This is a genomic window from Streptomyces sp. NPDC029044, from assembly GCF_040637495.1.
Taxonomy (GTDB): domain Bacteria; phylum Actinomycetota; class Actinomycetes; order Streptomycetales; family Streptomycetaceae; genus Streptomyces.
Genome location: NZ_JBEZWN010000014.1, coordinates 38,602 through 56,873 on the forward strand (window position 1 = coordinate 38,602; position 18,272 = coordinate 56,873).

18 protein-coding genes are annotated in these 18,272 nt (G+C 74.4%); 5 read left to right on the top strand and 13 right to left on the bottom strand.

Annotated elements, in window-relative coordinates; translation table 11 throughout:
- Position 1 precedes the first annotated feature (1 nt).
- Entirely contained in the window at positions 2 to 1,258 is a 1,257-nt protein-coding gene (locus tag AB0E85_RS14850) for a GNAT family N-acetyltransferase (protein WP_361926309.1), read from the top strand.
- 9 nt (positions 1,259 to 1,267) lie between these two features.
- On the opposite strand, the gene AB0E85_RS14855 is transcribed toward AB0E85_RS14850, so the two are convergent.
- On the bottom strand, positions 1,268 to 2,488 hold the full coding sequence (locus AB0E85_RS14855) for a PLP-dependent transferase (protein WP_361926551.1): 1,221 nt from the start codon (positions 2,486 to 2,488) through the stop codon (positions 1,268 to 1,270).
- Between the two features lie 67 nt (positions 2,489 to 2,555).
- Here AB0E85_RS14855 and AB0E85_RS14860 point away from each other — a divergent pair, with 67 nt between their 5' ends.
- Both AB0E85_RS14860 and AB0E85_RS14865 read left to right on the top strand, forming a co-directional pair.
- Entirely contained in the window at positions 2,556 to 3,047 is a 492-nt protein-coding gene (locus AB0E85_RS14860; protein WP_030835643.1) for an Lrp/AsnC family transcriptional regulator, read from the top strand.
- Positions 3,048 to 3,078: 31 nt separating this feature from the next.
- Positions 3,079 to 4,770, top strand: coding sequence for a DUF885 domain-containing protein (locus AB0E85_RS14865; RefSeq protein WP_361926311.1), 1,692 nt, complete (start codon positions 3,079 to 3,081; stop codon positions 4,768 to 4,770).
- Here the strand turns inward: AB0E85_RS14865 and AB0E85_RS14870 are convergent, their stop codons facing one another.
- From AB0E85_RS14870 to AB0E85_RS14880, 3 genes are all read right to left on the bottom strand, one after another.
- Complete coding sequence (locus AB0E85_RS14870) at positions 4,771 to 5,604, bottom strand: SDR family oxidoreductase (RefSeq protein WP_361926315.1); 834 nt, start codon at positions 5,602 to 5,604, stop codon at positions 4,771 to 4,773. It lies immediately after the preceding gene.
- Positions 5,605 to 5,665: 61 nt separating this feature from the next.
- Positions 5,666 to 6,184 carry an immunity 21 family protein gene (locus tag AB0E85_RS14875; protein WP_361926318.1) on the bottom strand — a complete coding sequence of 173 codons (519 nt, stop codon included), beginning with the start codon at positions 6,182 to 6,184 and terminating at the stop codon, positions 5,666 to 5,668.
- A gap of 45 nt (positions 6,185 to 6,229) precedes the next feature.
- A complete protein-coding gene (locus AB0E85_RS14880) occupies positions 6,230 to 6,703 on the bottom strand; it encodes a rhodanese-like domain-containing protein (protein WP_361926321.1) in 474 nt (157 codons plus the stop codon).
- Between the two features lie 94 nt (positions 6,704 to 6,797).
- Here AB0E85_RS14880 and AB0E85_RS14885 point away from each other — a divergent pair, with 94 nt between their 5' ends.
- A complete protein-coding gene (locus tag AB0E85_RS14885) occupies positions 6,798 to 7,244 on the top strand; it encodes an Lrp/AsnC family transcriptional regulator (protein ID WP_361926324.1) in 447 nt (148 codons plus the stop codon).
- Positions 7,245 to 7,246: 2 nt separating this feature from the next.
- Here AB0E85_RS14885 and AB0E85_RS14890 read toward each other — a convergent pair whose 3' ends face one another.
- The 3 genes from AB0E85_RS14890 to AB0E85_RS14900 form a co-directional block, all read right to left on the bottom strand.
- Entirely contained in the window at positions 7,247 to 10,240 is a 2,994-nt protein-coding gene (locus tag AB0E85_RS14890) for an SMC family ATPase (protein WP_361926327.1), read from the bottom strand.
- Complete coding sequence (locus AB0E85_RS14895; protein ID WP_361926329.1) at positions 10,237 to 11,400, bottom strand: exonuclease SbcCD subunit D; 1,164 nt, start codon at positions 11,398 to 11,400, stop codon at positions 10,237 to 10,239. Before AB0E85_RS14895 ends, AB0E85_RS14890 begins: the two co-directional genes overlap by 4 nt.
- A 332-nt stretch (positions 11,401 to 11,732) precedes the next feature.
- Positions 11,733 to 12,335, bottom strand: a complete 603-nt coding sequence (locus tag AB0E85_RS14900) for a MarR family winged helix-turn-helix transcriptional regulator (protein ID WP_361926332.1) — start codon at positions 12,333 to 12,335, stop codon at positions 11,733 to 11,735.
- A gap of 70 nt (positions 12,336 to 12,405) precedes the next feature.
- On the opposite strand from AB0E85_RS14900, the gene AB0E85_RS14905 reads away from it, so the two are divergent.
- On the top strand, positions 12,406 to 13,944 hold the full coding sequence (locus AB0E85_RS14905; RefSeq protein ID WP_361926335.1) for an MFS transporter: 1,539 nt from the start codon (positions 12,406 to 12,408) through the stop codon (positions 13,942 to 13,944).
- A 42-nt stretch (positions 13,945 to 13,986) separates the two neighbouring features.
- Here the strand turns inward: AB0E85_RS14905 and AB0E85_RS14910 are convergent, their stop codons facing one another.
- The 6 genes from AB0E85_RS14910 to AB0E85_RS14935 all read right to left on the bottom strand — a co-directional run bounded on the left by AB0E85_RS14910 (position 13,987) and on the right by AB0E85_RS14935 (position 18,272).
- On the bottom strand, positions 13,987 to 14,613 hold the full coding sequence (locus AB0E85_RS14910) for a YigZ family protein (RefSeq protein WP_361926337.1): 627 nt from the start codon (positions 14,611 to 14,613) through the stop codon (positions 13,987 to 13,989).
- A gap of 66 nt (positions 14,614 to 14,679) precedes the next feature.
- Positions 14,680 to 14,964 (bottom strand): hypothetical protein, encoded by a 285-nt coding sequence (locus AB0E85_RS14915; RefSeq protein ID WP_361926340.1) that lies wholly within the window; start codon positions 14,962 to 14,964, stop codon positions 14,680 to 14,682.
- A 124-nt stretch (positions 14,965 to 15,088) separates the two neighbouring features.
- Positions 15,089 to 15,631: a histidine phosphatase family protein gene (locus AB0E85_RS14920; protein ID WP_361926343.1), complete on the bottom strand. Its 543-nt coding sequence runs from the start codon at positions 15,629 to 15,631 to the stop codon at positions 15,089 to 15,091.
- A complete protein-coding gene (locus AB0E85_RS14925; protein WP_361926346.1) occupies positions 15,628 to 16,344 on the bottom strand; it encodes a hypothetical protein in 717 nt (238 codons plus the stop codon). The genes AB0E85_RS14920 and AB0E85_RS14925 overlap by 4 nt, the downstream gene beginning before the upstream one ends.
- Before the next feature lie 102 nt (positions 16,345 to 16,446).
- Positions 16,447 to 17,244, bottom strand: coding sequence for an ABC transporter ATP-binding protein (locus AB0E85_RS14930; protein ID WP_361926554.1), 798 nt, complete (start codon positions 17,242 to 17,244; stop codon positions 16,447 to 16,449).
- Between the two features lie 35 nt (positions 17,245 to 17,279).
- The gene (locus tag AB0E85_RS14935) at positions 17,280 to 18,272 is read right to left on the bottom strand and encodes an iron chelate uptake ABC transporter family permease subunit (protein WP_361926556.1); all 993 of its coding nucleotides are present in this window, start codon (positions 18,270 to 18,272) and stop codon (positions 17,280 to 17,282) included.

Genomic DNA, 18,272 nt, shown 5'->3' on the forward strand with positions numbered 1-18,272 from the left:
CATGACGCGAGAAGTGACCCACCGGACGCAGCCCGACGACAACCGCCGCCCCGCCTCCTCGTGGCGGCGGGCCACGGCGGCGTTCCACGCCTGGCGGACACGACGCCAGGAACACGCGCCGCCGACGAGTGATACCGGGTCCCCGGCACCGGAAGCGGTGCCGGGGGCGAACACCCTGTGGCGGATGCGGACCACGGTTCAGGACGAGCCGGGGTCGCTGGCGGCTCTGTGCGGCGCCCTGGCCGGGCAGCAGGTCGACATCCTCAGCCTTCAGACGCACCCGCTGGCCGAGGGCACGGTCGACGAGTTCCTGCTGCGGGGCCCTGCCACCCTGTCGGCGTCCGCGATCGCCGCGGCCGTCGAGTCGGCCGGTGGCGCCGACACCTGGATCGAGCGGGCCGACGCCCACGACCTCGTGGACGCGCCGACCCGGGTCCTCGGCCTCGCCGCCCGCACCGCCCTGGACGCGGCGGAACTGCCGCTGGCCCTGCGGCAGTTGCTGGGCCGGTGCACGATCCGGTCCCAGCCCGCTCCGGCCCGTGGCGGCCGGGCGCCCGCCGGACTGCCGGTGGAGGGCGCCCTGGACGACACGGTGATGCGGCTGCGTGCCCCGGAAGGCGGAGTGATCACCGTGGAGCGGCCGTACCTGCCGTTCACCCCGACCGAGTTCGCCCGGGCCAGGGCCCTGGTGGAACTGGACGCCCGGCTCGGACCGCGCCTGCCGCACGGACGGGACGTGCTCACGCTCGCCGAGGGCAGCGACATCACCGTGCGGCGGGCCGACACACGCGACCTCGACGCGGCCCGGGCGATGCACGAGCGGTGCTCGCCGCGCACGTTGAAGCTGCGCTACCACGGTCCCGTCGGTGACGCCGACCGCTACCTCAACCACCTGCTGAGTCCGCGCTACGGCCGCACGCTCGCCGTGCAGACGGCCTCCGGGCGGATCGTCGGGCTCGGTCACCTCCTGTGGGACGGGGACGAGACGGAGGTCGCACTGCTCGTCGAGGACGCGTGGCAGCGGCGGGGTGTCGGGGCGGAGTTGCTCTCGCGGCTGGCGGCCATGGCCGTCGAGGCGGGGTGCTCCAGCGTGTACGCCGTGACGCAGGCGTCCAACACGGGCATGGTCGCGGCGATGCGGGGGCTGGGGCTCCCTCTGGACTATCAGGTCGAGGAGGGGACGCTGGTGATCACTGCGCGGCTGGGTGAGGCGGTCGTGACGAGTGCGGAGGAGCTGGGGAGCGCCTCCGCGTCGTAGGGGCGTACGTCAGCCGGCGAGTGCGGGTGCGTCGTGGTCGTTCGCGCAGTTCCCCGCGCTCCTGTCGGGGCGTCGTCCCAACGCCCCGTCCAGATCCGACCACAGGTCGTCCACGTCCTCCAGGCCCACCGACATGCGCAGGAGCCGGTCGCTCACTCCGGCTCCCCTGCGGTCCTCCGCGTCGACGATGCGGTGGCTGATGGACGCCGGGTGCTGGATGAGGGTGTCGACGCTGCCGAGGCTGACGGCCGGGGTGATCAGGCGGACGCCGGCGATGACCTCGTGCGGGTCGCCGTACACCTCGAAGGCGACCATCGCGCCGCCGATGCTCGGGTAGTGGACACGCGCCACCCGCGGGTCGGCGGCGAGGCGGTGGGCGAGATCGGCCGCCGTGGCGGAGGCCGCCCGGACCCGGACGGGCAGGGTGGACAGGCCGCGCAGCAGCAGGTACCCGGCCAGCGGGTGCAGGACGCCGCCGGTGGCGAAGCGCACCTGGCGCAGCCGGCCCGCGAGTTCCTCGTCGCAGGCGACCACGCCCGCCAGGACGTCGCCGTGGCCGCCGAGGTACTTGGTGGCGCTGTGCAGCACCAGCCGCGCGCCGTGCTCGGCGGGGCGCTGGAGGACGGGTGTGGCGAAGGTGTTGTCCACGAGCAGCGGCACCGAACCGCAGGCGTGCGCGACGGCCCGCAGGTCGACCTCGGCGAGGGTGGGGTTGGCCGGGGACTCGACGATGACCAGGCCGGTGTCCGGGCGCAGCGCGTCGGCGACACCGGCGGGATCGGTCCAGGTCACCTCCGAGCCCAGCAGCCCGGCGGTCAGCAGGTGGTCGCTACAGCCGTAGAGGGGGCGGACGGCGACGACGTGGCGCAGGCCCATCGAGCCGCGGACGAGGAGGACGGCGCTCAGCGCCGCCATGCCGCTGGCGAACGCCACCGCCGCCTCGGTGCCCTCGAGCCGGGCCAGGGCGGTCTCGAAGCGGGCGACGGTCGGGTTGCCCAGCCGCCCGTAGACGGGCGGACCGTCCGGCTCGGCGCCGGTGGTGGCGAACGCGTCGATACGGGCCGCCTCGCCGCGGCTGTCGTACGACGGATACGTGGTGGACAGGTCGATCGGCGGGGCGTGCAGACCCTGCCGGGCGAGGTCGTCCCGCCCGGCGTGCACGGCCTCGGTGGCGAGGGCTCGCGGTGCGGTGCGGGCGCCGTCGTGGGCGCGCGTGCTCGTTGTGTCCATGTCCATGGTGGGCAAGGGTGAACATCGACCGGGCAGCCGCGGGCGAGTCCCGTGCTACGTTCGACGAATGGCTGAATCTGTCGTACTGGATCCGGTGGATCTCCATCTGCTGCGGCTGTTGCAGAACGACGCCCGGGCGACCTACCGGGATCTCGCCGCGCAGGTCGGGGTGGCTCCGTCGACGTGTCTGGACCGGGTGACGCGGCTGCGCCGGTCGGGCGTGATCCTCGGGCACCGGCTGGAGCTGGATCCGGCCAAGCTCGGGCGGGGACTGGAAGCCCTGCTGTCGGTGCAGGTCAGGCCGCACCGCCGGGAACTGGTGGGGCCGTTCGTGGAGCGGATCCGGGTCCTGCCGGAATCGCGGACGGTGTTCCACCTGACGGGCCCCGACGACTACCTGGTCCATGTCGCGGTCGCCGACATGGCCGATCTTCAGCGGCTGGTGCTGGACGAGTTCACATCGCAGCGGGAGGTGGCGCGGGTGGAGACCCGGCTGATCTTCCAGCAGTGGGAGTGCGGGCCGCTGCTGCCCCCTTCGCCCTCGGCTCAATCGGCGTGACGTGCGCGGTCCGGCGTACGAGGATGGCCGCATGTCTGAGATCAAAAGCCAGCTGCCCCGTGAGGTCGCCGACGCGTACGTCGACGAACTCGTCGCCCTCGACCCGATCACCGGTACGTTCCTCGGCGACAAGGAGAGTTCGAGCAGGCTGCCCGACACCTCGCCCGCGGGGCAGGAGGCACTTGCCGAGCTGGCGCGGCGGACACTGGCCCGGCTGGACGAGGCCGAGCGGCTGCCCGGCGCGGACAGTGACATCGAGCGCCGGTGCGCGCGGCTGCTGCGCGAGCGGCTGGGCGCCGAACTCGCGGTGCACGAGGCCGACGAGAGCCTGCGTTCCGTCAGCAACCTGAGCTCGATCGCCCATGCGGTGCGGCAGGTGTTCACCGTGACGCCGGCGCAGTCGGAGGAGGACTGGACGGCGATCGCCGAGCGGCTGCGCGGCGTCCCCGCCGCGCTGGAGGGCTACCGGGAGTCCCTGGCGCTGGGGCTGGAGCGGAAGCTGTACGCCGGACCCCGCGCCACCGCCACCTTCGTGACGCAACTCGGCGAGTGGGCCGACGCGGACGGCGAGGGCCACGGCTGGTTCGAGCAGTACGCGGCCGCCGGCCCCGAAGCCCTGCGGTCCGAGCTGGACCCCGCCGCCCGCTCGGCCACCGAGGCCGTCGTCCGGCTGCGCGACTGGATGCGGGACGTGTACGCCCCGGGGATCGAGGGCGCGCCGGACGTGGTGGGCCGGGAGCGGTACGCGCGCTGGGTGCGCTACTTCAACGGCACGGACCTCGACCTGGACGAGGCGTACGCCTACGGCTGGTCCGAATACCACCGCCTGCTCGGCGAGATGAAGACCGAGGCCGAGAAGATCCTGCCCGGCGCCGGCACGCCGTGGGAGGCGCTGGCCCACCTCGACGAGCAGGGCACGCACATCGAGGGCGTCGACGAGGTCCGCGACTGGCTCCAGAGCCTCATGGACGAGGCGATGGACGCGCTCGACGGCACCCACTTCGACCTGGCCGAGCGGGTGCGCCGGGTGGAGTCCCGCATCGCCCCTCCGGGCAGCGCCGCGGCCCCCTACTACACGCCGCCGTCGGACGATTTCTCACGGCCCGGCTGCACCTGGCTGCCCACCATGGGCGAGACGCGCTTCCCGGTCTACGACCTGGTGTCGACCTGGTACCACGAGGGCGTGCCCGGCCACCACCTCCAGCTGGCCCAGTGGAAGCACGTGGCGCAGAACCTCTCCCGCTACCAGGCGAGCGTCGGCATGGTGAGCGCCAACGCCGAGGGCTGGGCGCTGTACGCGGAGCGGCTGATGGACGAACTGGGCTTCCTGACCGACCCGGAGCGGCGGCTCGGCTACCTGGACGCGCAGATGATGCGGGCGGTGCGCGTCATCATCGACATCGGCATGCACCTGGAGCTGACGATCCCGGACGACTCGCCCTTCCACCCCGGCGAGCGCTGGACGGCCGAGCTGGCCCAGGAGTTCTTCGGCTCGCACAGCAGCCGGCCGGCGGACTTCGTGGAGAGCGAGCTGACCCGCTACCTGTCCATGCCGGGCCAGGCCATCGGCTACAAGCTCGGCGAACGGGCCTGGCTGCTGGGCCGGGAGAACGCCCGCGCCCGCCACGGCGACGCCTTCGACCCGAAGGCGTGGCACATGGCGGCGCTGTCGCAGGGGTCGCTCGGCCTGGACGACCTGGTGGACGAGTTGTCGGCGCTGTGATCAGCGCCGGAATCCGCCTTCGGAGCTGATGACCTCACCGGTGATCCAGCCCGCCTCGTCGGTCGCGAGCCAGGCGATGAGGCGGGCCGGGTCGTCGGGCATGCCCCATCGTCCCGAGGGGAAGCGGGCGGCGACGGCCTCGTAGTCCTCGCCGGTCAGGTAGTCCGTGTCCACGGGGCCGGGGTTGACGGTGTTGACCGTGATGCCCTGCTCGGCGAGCGTCGTCGACAGCGAGCGGGTGATCGACGCGAGGGCGCCCTTCTGGAGGGCGTAGGCGATCTCGCCGGGCATGCCGCCCGCCATGTCCTGACCCGAGGTCATCATCATCACCCGGCCTCCCGGGCCCGGCGGCCTCGACCGGGCGTACGCCTGGACGAGCAGCAGGACCGCGCGGGTGTCGACCGACCAGTGCCGGTCGAGCATCGCCGCGTCGATCTCGTCCAGCGAGCCGTCGAACCCGCTCTGCGCGTGGTTGGCGACGAGGATGTCGAGACGCCCGCCGAGGGCGTCGGCGGCCCTGCCGACGAGTTCCGCGGGTACGGCGGGGTCGGCCAGGTCACCGGGGCCCGCGAGGATCAGGGCCCCGGGGTCGCCGGCCGCGCCGCGTACGGAGGCGAGGACGTCCTCGGGGCGGTCGGCGCCCCAGGGCAGGCCGGCGTCGTGCGGGACGTGGTGGTGCAGATAGACGCTCGCGCCGTAGGCGGCCAGGCGGCGGGCGACGGCGTGTCCGATGCCGCCGCGGCGGCTGGCGCCGGTGACGAGCGCGGTACGGCCGCGCAGAGGCAGCGGGTCGCGGCGCAGTTCCTCAGGGGTGGGGTGGGGAAGGCGTGGCATGGGTTCATGGTGATCGGGCCGGCCGTCCGGCGCACACGGTTTTTCCGTCGGTGACGCCGGGTCATCTCCGTGCGAGCAGCCGGAGCTGGACCAGGCCGAGCCAGGTCTCCGGGCCGGGCTGGACCCTTGCCGCGCGCACGGCGTACCGGCCCGGCTCCAGGGCCACCCGCACGTGCTCGGACCCCGACGGGTGCGCCCCGGGCCAGGCCGCGTCGAACAGGAGGACCGTGCCCGGTACCTCCCAGTGCACCTCCGGTTCCCACTCCGCGCCGTCGAGGGCCGGCGGGACGCTCGCCAGCAGTTCGTCCTCCGAGTTGCCGGCGCACCACCGGACGAACAGGCCGTGCTCGGGCAGGTAGGCCGTCGTGGCGGGCTCGTCGCCCAGGACCAGGGCGGTGCAGTCGCCGACCGGGAGCAGGCCGACGTGGCCGTCCACCTCGCAGGCCCGGTCGTAGTCCGAGGCCGTCTCCTCACCGTCGGCCCCCGCCCAGAACGGCAGGACGGTCTCCGGCACCGCTATCAGCGGCCCGCCGCCCGACTCCACCCATTCCACTGCGCCCGGCTCCGCGTATCGCACCATGGCGCAAGAACCTACAGGGTCAACTCGCGGCAAAAGATCGAGGGTTCAGCAGCCGCAGTCACCGGCGTCCACGGGCGCCGTCAGCGGGTCCGGTGCCCTGCGCTCGCGACCCCGCCAGGTCTCGAACGCCAGGCCCTCGCGCACCCAGTACTCGAAGCCGCCGAGCATCTCCTTGACCCGGTAGCCGAGTTCGGCGAGGGCGAGGGCCGCCCGGGCGGCGCCGTTGCAGCCGGGGCCCCAGCAGTACGCCACGACCGGCACCGACCGGTCCAGGAGCTGCCCGGCCTGCTCGGGGACGAGCGCGGTCGGCAGGTGGAGCGCGCCGGGGATGTGGCCCTGGTCCCATGCCTCGGTGGAGCGCGAGTCGACGAGGACGAAACCGGGGTCACCACCGGCGCCGAGGGCGGCGGCGACGTCGGACACGTCGGTGTGGAAGGCGAGACCGGCGCGGAAGTGGGCGGCGGCCTCGGCGGGAGCGGCGGGGGCGACGCGCAGGACGGGGTTCACGGTGGTGGTCATGGGAGAGAAACTACGGGCGCCGGTCCCGTCCCTGAAGTGACGATCCCCGGTGCTCCGCTTGATCCGCCGGGGATTCCCCTGCTATCCCTCGGGCATGACCGAGTATTCCCCGGACTCCACCGACTGGCGCATCCTGGACGTCCTCCAGAGGGAGGGCCGGGCCAGTTTCACCGAGCTGGCCCGTGCGGTGTCCATGTCCGCGAGCGCGGTCACCGAGCGGGTGCGCCGCATGGAGGAGGCCGGAGTCATCCGGGGCTATGCGGCGGTGGTGGATCCGGAGCGGCTCGGCCTGCCGATCCTGGCGTTCGTGCGCCTGCGCTATCCGAACGGCAACTACAAGCCCTTCCACGACCTCGTCGCCGTGACGCCCGAGATCCTGGAGGCGCACCACGTCACGGGCGACGACTGTTTCGTCATCAAGGTCACGGCCCGCTCGATGCGCCACCTGGAGGAGGTGTCGGGGAAGATCGGGACACTGGGCTCGGTGACGACGAGCGTGGTGTACTCCTCGCCCCTCCCCCGGCGTCCCCTGGGCCGCTGACCTCAGGCGCCGCGCTGCCGCAGTGCCGACCCGGACCGGCCCTTGACGACCTCCAGCTGGGCGTGGATCCGGCGCCGCAGGTCGGGGACGTGGCTGACGATGCCGACGCTGCGGTCGCGTTCGCGCAGGGAGTCGAGGACGTCGAGGACCTCGTCCAGGGTCTGGTCGTCGAGGCTGCCGAAGCCCTCGTCGATGAAGAGGCTGTCCAGCCGCACCCCGCCCGCCTCGTCCGTGACGACGTCCGCGAGGCCGAGGGCCAGGGCCAGCGAGGCGAAGAACGTCTCGCCGCCCGACAGCGTCGCCGTGTCGCGTTCGCGGCCGGTCCAGGCGTCGACGACGTGCAGTCCGAGTCCGCTGCGGCCGCGGCCGGTGCGGTCGTCGGAGTGGACCAGGGTGTAGCGGCCGGACGACATGCGCCGCAGACGCACGGTCGCGGCGGCGGCGACCTGCTCCAGCCGGGCCGCCAGGACGTATGACTCCAGGCGCATCCGGCGTTCGTTGTCCGCCGAGGTGCCGGCGGTGAGACCGGCCATGCGGGCGACGCGGTCGTACTCCTCGCGCAGCGGCGCCAGCCGGCGCACGGAGGCGGCCGCCCGGGCGGACAGCCGGTCGAGTTCGGCGCAGCGCCGGCGGGCGGCGTCGTGGGCGGAGGCGGCGTCGCGCAGCCGCCGGTCCGCCGCGTCGGCCGTCCGCTGCGCCGTCTCCGGGTCGGCCCGCGGCTCGCGGGCCGCGGCGACCGTGTCGGCCTCGGCCAGGACGGCCCGGACGGCGGCCTCCTCGTTCTGCCAGGCGTCCAGGCGGTGTTGCAGCTCGCGGTGGGCGGCGTTGTCGAGGAGGGCGGCGGCCGCGGCCTGCGGCGTCTCGAAGCCGGCGCGGAAGGCGGCGTCGGCGAGCCGGGCGTCGGCGTCCTTGAGCCGCTGGGCGCTGTCCTCGGCGGCCCGGGCGGCGTCGGCGGCGTCCGTGAGCAGCGCGGTCCGCCGCTCCAGCTGTGCGGCCCGGGCGGCGACACTGTCCAGGGAGCCCCGGGCCCGGGCCAGCTCCTCCTCCAGAGCGGTCCGTTCGCGGTCCAGCCGCTCCCGGTGACCGACCCGGGACGCGGTCCGTACGGCGGCCTCCTGCCGGGCGGCCAGGCGCCGTTCGTGTTCGTGCCCGGCGTGCCGCAGCCGCTCCTGCGCGGCGTGCAGTTCGGCTGCCGCACTGCGGGCGCGCGTGTACTGCTCCTCCAACTCATCCAGTTCCAGAGCGAGTTGGCCGGTCGGGGTGTCACCGGCCGCCGCGCTCGCGGCCGCCAGTTCCTCCCGTACGAGCCCGAGGCGCCGCTCGTCCTCGGCGCGCTGTTCGTCGGCGCGCTGGTAGGCGGTGAGGGCGTGCTCCTCCGCCTCGCGGTCGACGTGCCCGGCGACCTTGCGGGCGGGGGCGGGGTGTTCGGTGGCGCCGCAGACGGCGCACGGTCGGCCGTCGGTGAGCTCCGCGGCGAGTTCGGCGGCGATGCCGTTCAGGCGCTGTTCCTTGAGGTCGAGCCAGTGCTGCTTGGCCCGCAGTGCCTTGTCCTGTGCGGTGCGGACCCGCTCGACCGCCTGGTCCGTGTCCTGGGCGAGCCTCTCGCGCAGGCGGGCCGCCCGCAGCCGCTGCCGCGCGGGCTCGCGCCGTTCGGCGAGCTGCTCGGCGAGGGCGGCGTCCTTCTGGGCGGAGTCGACCCGCTCCTGGAGTGCGGTGCGCGTCTCCTCCCAGCCGTCGAGCCAGGCCTCCGCCTCCTGGAGGAGGTCGGCGTCGGCGTGCTCCTGGCGGTCCAGGCCGGCGCGCTCGTCGAGGAGTTCGCCCAGCCGCCGCTCGGCGCGGCGGGCCGAGTCGAGTCCGCCCAGTTCCTCGGCGGCCCGGCGGGCGGCGGAGGCGAGCCCGGCCGCGCCCGCGTCGGCGAAGGTCTCCGGCAGCAGGGCACGGGCGCGTGCCTCGGCGGCGGCGGCCCGGCGGTGTTCGGCTTCGGAGGATTCCCGCAGGTCCAGGGCGGGGGCGACCGCTTCGGCCTTGCGGGCCCGCTCCATGAGCGCCTGCGCCTCCCGGTAGGCCTCGGCTCCCTGCTCCAGGCTCGCCGCCCGTTGCCGTGCCTGGGCGAACCGCCGCTGGAGGCGGTCCCGTTCCCGGGCGTCGTCCAGGGCACGGGCTGCGGCGGCCTGCGCGGACTCGGCGGCGGTGAGGGTGCACGCGGCGACGGTGAGCTGCTCGCGGGCGGTGCTGCGGGCGACGGCGGCCGCGCTCAGGACGGCCTCGGCGAGTCCCGGTTCGCCCGGGGCGAGAGCCGGCAGCTCCATCGCGTCGCCCGCGGCCTGCTGCATTCGGTGGGCATCGGCCAGCAGCTCCGTGTCCCCGTCCCGCACCTGGGCCTCGGTGGCACGGCGGCGCTCGGCGAGGCGCTTCTCGACGTCGGCGAAGCGGCGGGTGTCGAACAGGCGGCCCAGCAGTTTGCCGCGGGCCTCGGCGTCGGCGCGCAGGAACCTTGCGAAGTCGCCCTGCGGCAGCAGCACGACCTGGCAGAACTGCTCCCGGCTCATACCGAGGAGCTGCGTGATCTCCTCCCCGATCTCCTGGTGGGAACGGCTGAGGTCCTTCCAGGTCCCGGCCGTGGCGTCGTACGCGCGCAGCCACGTCTGCGCCTTGTCCAGGGTGGTGCCGGTGCCGCGCTTCTTGGGGCGCTCCCAGGGCGGCTGGCGGGTGACCTCCAGACGGCGTCCGGCGACGGTGAGGTCGAGGGTGACCTCGGTGCGGGTCGCTGGGGCGGCGTGGTCGCTGCGCAGGGTCGTGCCCTGCCCGCCGCCCTGCCGGGCGCCCGGCACCGAGCCGTAGAGGGCGTAGCAGACGGCGTCGAGGACGGAGGTCTTGCCCGCGCCGGTGGGCCCGTGCAGCAGGAACAGCCCCGCGCTCGACAGCTCGTCGAAGTCGACGGTCTGGGTGCCTCCGAAGGGCCCGAAGGCGGTGACCGTGAGCCGGTGGAGCCTCACCGGGCCACCTCCCGCACGGTCTCGTCGGCCCGCACCGCGTCGAACGCGTCCCGCAGCACGCCCTGTTCGTGCGGGTCGGGACCGGCGCCGCGCACATGGGCGACGAAGTCCTCGGCGATCTCCTGGTCGCTGCGGCCGGCGAGGCGCCGGGCGTACGACACCTCGGACTCGTCGTCTTCGCGGTCGGGATCGAAGACGAGGCTGAGCGTGTGCGGGAAGCGGGCGGTGAGCCGGGCCATCGGGTCGGCCGGGCGGACGGGGTCGGTGAGGGTGGCCTCGACCCACGCCTCCTCGTGCCGGGTCAGTTCGGAATCGGCCAGGAGGTCTTCCAGCGTGCCGCGGATCCGGGCCAGCGCGCGGGGCACCGGGCAGTCGACGCGCTCGGCGGCGACGGAGCCGTCCGCGGCCAGGTCGACCAGCCACATGCTCTTGCGATGGGCGGCCTCCGAGAAGGAGTAGGGCAGCGGGGATCCGGAGTAGCGGACGCGGTCGGTGATGGTCTGGCAGCCGTGCAGATGCCCGAGCGCCACGTAGTCGACGCCGTCGAAGACCCCGGCCGGTACGGCGGCGACGCCGCCGACGGTGATGTCCCGCTCGCTGTCGCTGGGTTCGCCGCCGGTGACGAAGGCGTGCGCGAGGACGACCGAGCGCGTGCCGGGCGGGCGGGCGGCGAGGTCGGCGCGGACGCGGTCCATGGCGGCGGCGAGCACGGTCTCGTGTCCGGCCTTCTCCACCCCGAACTCGTCCTTCACCAGGGCCGGTTCGAGGTAGGGCAGCCCGTAGAAGGCGACCTCCCCGTGGGCGTCGGCCAGCACGACGGGGGTGCCGGCCGCCGACGGCTCGGTCCGCAGGTGGATGCCGGCCCGCCCGATCAGCCCCGCGCCGACGCCCAGCCGGCGGGCCGAGTCGTGGTTCCCGGAGATCATCACCGTGGGCACGCCGAGGGCGGCGAGGCGGTGCAGGGCGTCGTCGAACAGCTCGACGGCGGCGAGCGGCGGCACGGCACGGTCGTAGACGTCTCCCGACACGACCACCGCGTCCACGGCCCGCTCCCGCACGGTCGTGACGAGGTGGCCGATGAACTCGGCCTGGGCGCCGAGCATGTTCACCCGGTGGAAGGCCCGGCCGAGATGCCAGTCGGAGGTGTGCAGCAGCCTCAAGACGCCGCCCCGGCCTGCATGGCTCCCCCTGCTGTCGTTCTCCACCGGCACGAGCCGGCCCCGCCCGATGTCAGACCCACCACGCTAACGCGTGTGAGCCCCTGGTCCACCACGAACCCCGGACCACCACGCCCATCCGACGGCAATTCAGGGGAAATGTCTCGGATGCGCCGTGAAACAGAGTCATTCTGGCGCGATGCGGTGGTTCAACGGCCCGGACATCCCCCGGACGACGACCGGAACCCCCCGAGTGCCCACGGCCGTTCAGCCGCTCGGCGACGGCCTCGGGGCACGAGGGCGGCCGGGCCGGGGCAGCGCGAGGCCGGGCGGGCTCAGCCCCGCTCCGGGTGGTCGAGGCCCTCGTGCCCCACGTGGGAGACGCCCCGCACGCCCAGCCGCTCCTGCACGTCGCCGAGCAGTTCCCGCAACAGTTCGGCGAGCGCTCCCTGCCGCTCCGCACCCAGCCCTTCCAGGAGTTCCGCCTCACGCGCGAGCACCCGGTCCACCGTGCGCTCGACCAGTTCGTGTCCGGACGGGGTGAGTTCCACCAGCACCGCGCGGCTGCGGCCGGGTGCGGGGCGGCGGGTGACCAGGTGCTCGCGTTCGGCGCGCGCGACCCGCTGCGAGATGGCACCCGCGGTGACCAGGGAGTGCGCGGCGAGATCCCGGGTGCTCATCGTGTAGGGCGGGCCGCTGCGGCGCAGCACGCTCAGCAGGTCCAGGGTGGCCGGATCGACTCCCGCCTCGGCCAGGACCCGCCGGCGGTCGTCCCCGAAGTGCTTGGCGAGCTGCCAGATCCTCGTCACCACACCGACGGAGTCCACCGGTGTCTGGGGGCGTTCGCGGCTCCAGGCGGCCGCGATGGCATCCGCCGGATCGTCTCCTGCCGCACCGACGGCGGCCGGCCGGTCATCGCTTCGTTCCGGCGTCTGCATGGGCTTCCCTTCCAGCTGCTACATTTAGATCTGAATTTAGCGCTAAACGTACGTGACGACGAGTGGTGACATGCGCACTGATACACGCAAAGCGAACGCGAAGGCCACGGCCGGGGCCTCCACCACAACCGGCTCCCGAGCCACCGGGCGGGAATGGGCAGGGCTCACGGTGGTCCTCCTGGCGATGTTCATGAGCCAGATCGACATGTTCATCGTGAACGTCGCCGCTCCGGGGATCCAGGCGGACCTGAACGCCGGGTTCGGCCAGCTCCAGTTCGTGATCGACGGATACGTGATCGCCTACGCGGCGGGCATGGTGACCGGCGGCCGTCTCGGCGACCGGATCGGCCGCAAGCGCACCTTCCAGTACGGCGTGGCCGCCTTCACCCTGACCTCCCTGCTGTGCGCGCTCGCCCCCGGCCCGGGCACGCTCATCGCGGCCCGCGTGCTCCAGGGCCTGTCGGCCGCGGTGATGACACCGCAGGTGCTCTCCCTCATCCGGGCCGTCTTCGTGCACGAACGCGACCGGGCCAGGGCCGTCGGTGCCTACGGCGCCTCCATCGGCGCGGGCGTCATCGCCGGCCTCGTGGGCGGAGGCCTGCTGCTGGACCTCGACGTGGCGGGTCTGGGCTGGCGCATGATCTTCCTGATCAACCTGCCCATCGGTGCGGCGATCCTGTGCGCGGCGGTGCCCGCCGTCAGCGAGAGCCGCAGCGCGGACCTGCCGCGCCTCGACATCGTCGGCGCGGCCTTCACCGCCCTGCTGCTGCCCCTCGTGCTGATCCCGCTGATCCTCGGCGGTGAACACGGCTGGCCCTGGTGGACGTACCCGTGCTTCGTCCTCGGCGCCGCCGGCACCCTGGCGTTCCTGCGCTGGGAGCGCCGGACGGAGGCCGCCGGCAACGACCCGCTGCTGCCGGGCCAGCTGCTGCGGGCCAAGGGCTTCCCGCTCAGCATGGGCACGGTGCTGATGTTCTTCTCGGGCAACGCCGGGCTGTTCCTGGTGCTCACCTATCACCTCCAGTCGGGCCTGCGGCAGACCCCGCTGGCAGCGAGCCTGGTCTTCGTGCCGCTCGGCCTCGGGTTCATCGTCGCCTCGGCCGCGTGCCGTCGGCTCGCCGCCCGGTTCGGGATCGGGGTGTCGGTGGCGGGCGGCTTGGTCATGGCGGCGGGTCTCGCGGCCGTCCCGGCGGTCACCGGCCTGGACCGCTCGGCCCAGGTGGTCGCGCTCGCGGCGGTGATGGGCGTCTCCGGGCTCGGGCAGGGCCTGGTCGTCGCGCCCCTGGTGGACACCGTCCTCACCCGGGTCCACCCGGACGACGCGGGCGCCGGGTCGGGTGTGCTGAACACCGTGACCCAGGCGGGGATGGCCTTCGGGGTGGCCGTCATCGGCGCCCTGTACCGCGGCTCACTGGGTACCAACCCCCAGTCCCCGGGCCCGGACACGGACTCGGGCGACTTCGCGCGGGCCTTCGGCCTCACGGCCTACGTCCTCGCGGCCCTCGCCGCGGGTACGGCGTTGCTCGCGTACCGGCTGGGGCGCGTGCCGGCGGGTGCGGCGGCCGGGAAAGCGGCGGACGACGGGGGCCGCAACGGCACCGGCCGCTGACCTCCGGCGGCGACGGCAGGGGGCGCAGGGACGGAACCGCCGTCAAGCGTCCCCGTACGCCTCCCCGCCCGGTTCGAAGCCGGCCGTCCCGGCGGTGGCGTCGGCGAGCCAGGACCGGAAGGCGTCCACGTCGGCGTCGGGGAGGGCGATCTCGATCGTGACCGCCTCCCCGTAGCGCACGTCGCGGACGTCGCGCCCGGTCGTGCGCAGGTCGTTCTCCAGCTTGCCGGCCCGCAGGTGGTCGACGGTGACGGTGGCCAGCCGGTACCTGCGGCGGGTGCGGGTGCCGAGGGTGTCCAGGGCCTCGCCGACCGCCCCGCCGTACGCCCGGATGAGGCCGCCGGCGCCGAGTTTCGCCCCGCCGAAGTAGCGGGTGACGACGGCGACGACGTACCGCATGTCGCGGCGCAGCAGCATCTGGAGCATCGGGACGCCGGCGGTGCCGCCCGGTTCGCCGTCGTCGCTCGCCTTCTGGACGGAGGCGTCGGCACCGATCACATAGGCCCAGCAGTTGTGGGAGGCGTCGGCGTGCTCCTTGCGGACCGCGGCGATGAAGTCCTGTGCCTCCTGCTCGGTCGCCGCCGGGGCGAGGGCACACAGGAAGCGGGAGCGGTTGACCTCGGTCTCGTGCACGCCGGTGCCGGCGACCGTGCGGTATTCGTCCTGCATCCGGCCAGCCTAATCGCGTGGCCGCCGGCGTCCCGGCGGGCGCCGGCCGGGACGCCGGGACCTCCCCTACGAGCGGGCCACGACCTCGCCGGCCGTGATCTGGGGCGGGTTGGGCAGCAGCTCGGCGAGCCGGTCCCGGACGAATCCGCCCGCCCTCTCGGTCGACTCCTCGGCTCCGGCCCGGTCCTCGAAGAACCCCGTCGACACCACCACCCCGCCGCCGGCATCGACGAAGTAGTAGGCCACGAACCCCCGGACCTGGCGGATGAGCGGCAGGAACTCCTCGTTCACCCTGCGTCCCGCCTCAGCCGGGTCGGTCACCCCTTCGTACCGCCGAATCACCGCGTGCATCGCTGCTCTCCTCATGGATGGGACGGCCGTTCTTCGCAGTCGGCGTACCCGCCGCGGCAGGTGTGCGCAGCCCGAACCCGGCGCACATCACCGGAACGGCCCCATACCGGCGCGGGGTCCCCGGCTACTTCTTCTTGCCCCGGGGGACGGTCACGGAGGTGAGCAGCGCGGCGTCGGGCGCGAGGGCCCGCCAGGCGGTGCCGCGCCAGGTCAGGACGGCGATCGCCGAGGTGGGGAACTTCGTGCGGACCCGTTCCAGGGTGTCGTCGAGGCCATCGGCGGCGAGGGCCAGGACCAGTTCCTCCAGCCCGGGGTTGTGCCCGATCAGCAGCAGCGTCTCGACCTCGGCGGGCACTTCGTGGACGACGGCCAGCAGACCGGCCGGGCCGGCGGCGTACAGCCGCCGGTCGTAACGGACCGGCGGGGGCGTGCCCCACTCGGCGGAGGCCAGGTCCCAGGTCGCGCGGGCGCGGACGGCGGTGGAGCACAGCGCGAGGTCCGGCAGGAGGTCGGCATCGGCCAGGACCCGCCCGGCCGCGGGGGCGTCCCGGCGGCCGCGCGGGGCGAGGTGGCGTTCGTGGTCGGCGACGTCCACGGGCCAGGCGGACTTGGCGTGCCGCAGCACGACCAGGCGGCGCAGCGGGCCTGCTCCGGCGCGTTCGATCATGACGGGGCTCCCAGATCGCGGGTGAGGTCGAGGCCGAGCAGCCGGTCGGCGTAGGCGTACGTCTCGAACCGGGCGCCGTCGGCCAGGTCCGGCTCGGTCTCCACATGGCGCAGGACGTCCAGCACACCGGGTACGTCCAGGTCGTCCTCCCAGGCGTCGCGCAGCCTGCCCCGTACGGCGTCGGGGATCGGCCGTGAGGGCTGCCGTGCCCAGCGGGCGACCGCGCCACGCCAGCGGGCGAGGGTGGCGTGGGCGTCGTCGAGCCCGGCCTCCTCCAGCCGGACCGGGGTGCTGTGGTGACGGGTGATCAGCGCGAGGCGCAGGGCGGCCGGGTCACAGGACCGCGGCGGTTCCGGCTCCGCCGGCGCGACGGTGAGCCGGACCCCGTCGGGCACCGTGCCGCCCCCGGCGGTGACGTGGACGGCCTGGGCCTCGCCCAGGCCGGCACCGACGTCGGGGCTGTCCTCGAAGGGGCGGATGCCGAGCGTCGCGGCGTCGGCGCGCAGCTCCGCCTGGCGGTGGCCGCCGGTCAGCAGCGCCCACACCGGTGTGCCGCCGAGTTCCAGGGCCCTGACCAGCAGGTCCCCGACGAGCAGCACCCGCAGGTTCGTCGTTTCGGAGCCGGACGCGTGCACCTCGACACGGGTCAGGCCCCGGCGGGCCGGGGCGGCGTCGACCGGCTCGCCGGTCCGGTCGTCGATGATGCGCAGCACGAGGCGAGCGTAGGCGCGCGGGCGGCCCCACGCAGGCAGGTTCGGCGTTTCCCGGTCGCTGTGGCGCAATCCCCCCACCCGTGGTGTGCCCGGCCTCCCTTCTCAGGCCAGCGTGCCCAGGAACCGCACGTGGGGCCGCCCGTCGGGCCCTTCGCGGCTGACGGCGGCCCGCACCCGGTACACCTCGGCGATGAGCTCCGCCGTGAGGACGTCCTGCGGGGTGCCTCCCGCCACGACCCGCCCCGCGCACAGCACGACGACCCGGTCGCAGTACATCGCCGCGAGGTTGAGGTCGTGCAGGGCGACGACGGTGGTGACCGGCAGGCCCGTGACCAGGGTGAGCAGGTCGAGCTGGTGGTGGACGTCGAGGTGGTTGGTGGGCTCGTCGAGGAGGAGCTCGCGGGGTTCCTGGGCGAGCGCGCGGGCGATCTGCACCCGCTGGCGTTCACCGCCCGAGAGGGTGTGCCAGAGCCGGCCGGAACGGTCGTCGAGCCCGGTGCGTTCCAGGGCGGCACGCACCGCCCGTTCGTCGTCGGCGGAGGCGGGGGTCCAGGCGCGGCGGTGCGGGACGCGGCCGAGCCGCACCACGTCCTCGACCGTCAGCTCCACCTGGGTGTCCGACTGCTGCTCGACGACGGCGAGGCGGCGCGCGACCGTGCGGCGGGGCAGGTCGCCCAGCGGCGTGCCGTCGAGGGTGACGACTCCGCAGGCCGGCGTGAGCAGCCCGGCCAGCAGCCGCAGCAGGGTGGACTTGCCGGAGCCGTTGGGGCCGAGGACGCCGACCGTGGAGCCGGTTTCGGGCGCGAGGGTGACGCCGTCCAGGATGAGGTTCCCGTCGGCGCGGCGGCTGACCCGGTCGGCCCGCAGCCCCGCCCCCACGGATGCTCCCGCGCCACTCACCGCGCCCTCCGCCCCCACCGGTGCCCCCGCGCCGCTCACCGTGCCCTCCGCGTCCGGTACAGCACCGCCACGAACGCCGGCACCCCGATCAGCGACGTCACGACCCCCACCGGAACCTCCTGCGGTTCGAGGACCGTCCGGGCGAGGGTGTCCACCCACACCAGGAAGACCGCTCCCGCGAGGGCGGTGACCGGCAGCAGCCGCGCGTGCCCCGGGCCGGTCAGGGCCCGGGCAGCGTGCGGCAGGACCAGTCCCACGAAGCCGATCGCCCCGGCCGAGCTGACCAGCGCGGCCGTGAGCAGGGCCGTGACGCACAGCAGCACCAGGCGGGTGCGGGCGACGGACACCCCGAGCGCGGCCGCCGCGTCCTGCCCGAAGGCGAAGGCGTCGAGGGTGCGGGCGTAGGACAGGCACACCACCAGTGCCACGGCCAGCACGGCCAGGCACAGCCACACGTCGGTCCAGCCGGCGCCGCCGAGCGAGCCGAGGAGCCAGAACAGCACGCCGCGGGTCGTCTCGGCGTCGGCGGAGGTCATCACGACGAACGAGGTGAGCGCCGAGAAGAGCTGCATGGCGGCGACGCCCGCGAGGACGACCCGGTCGGTGGTGCCGCCGAGGGTGTGGCTGAGCAGCAGGACCAGCGCGAACGACAGCAGGGCGCCGAGGAACGCGCCGGCGGACACCGACAGGGCGCCGCCGCCCGCGCCGAGCACGACCACGAGGACCGCTCCGGTGGAGGCGCCCGAGGACACCCCGAGCACGAAGGGGTCGGCGAGCGGGTTGCGCAGCAGCGACTGCATCACCGCCCCGCAGACGGCGAGTCCGGCCCCGCACACGGCCGCGAGCAGGGTGCGGGGCAGCCGCAGCTGCCAGACGATGCCGTCCCGGATCGGTGTCAGGTCCGAGCTGCCGAGGCCGACGCGGGCGGCCACGACGGACCACACGTCGGCGACGCGGATGTCGGCGGGACCGATGGTGATGGCCACGGCGAGGGAGGCGACGAGGGCGGCCGCCCCGGCCGCCCCCAG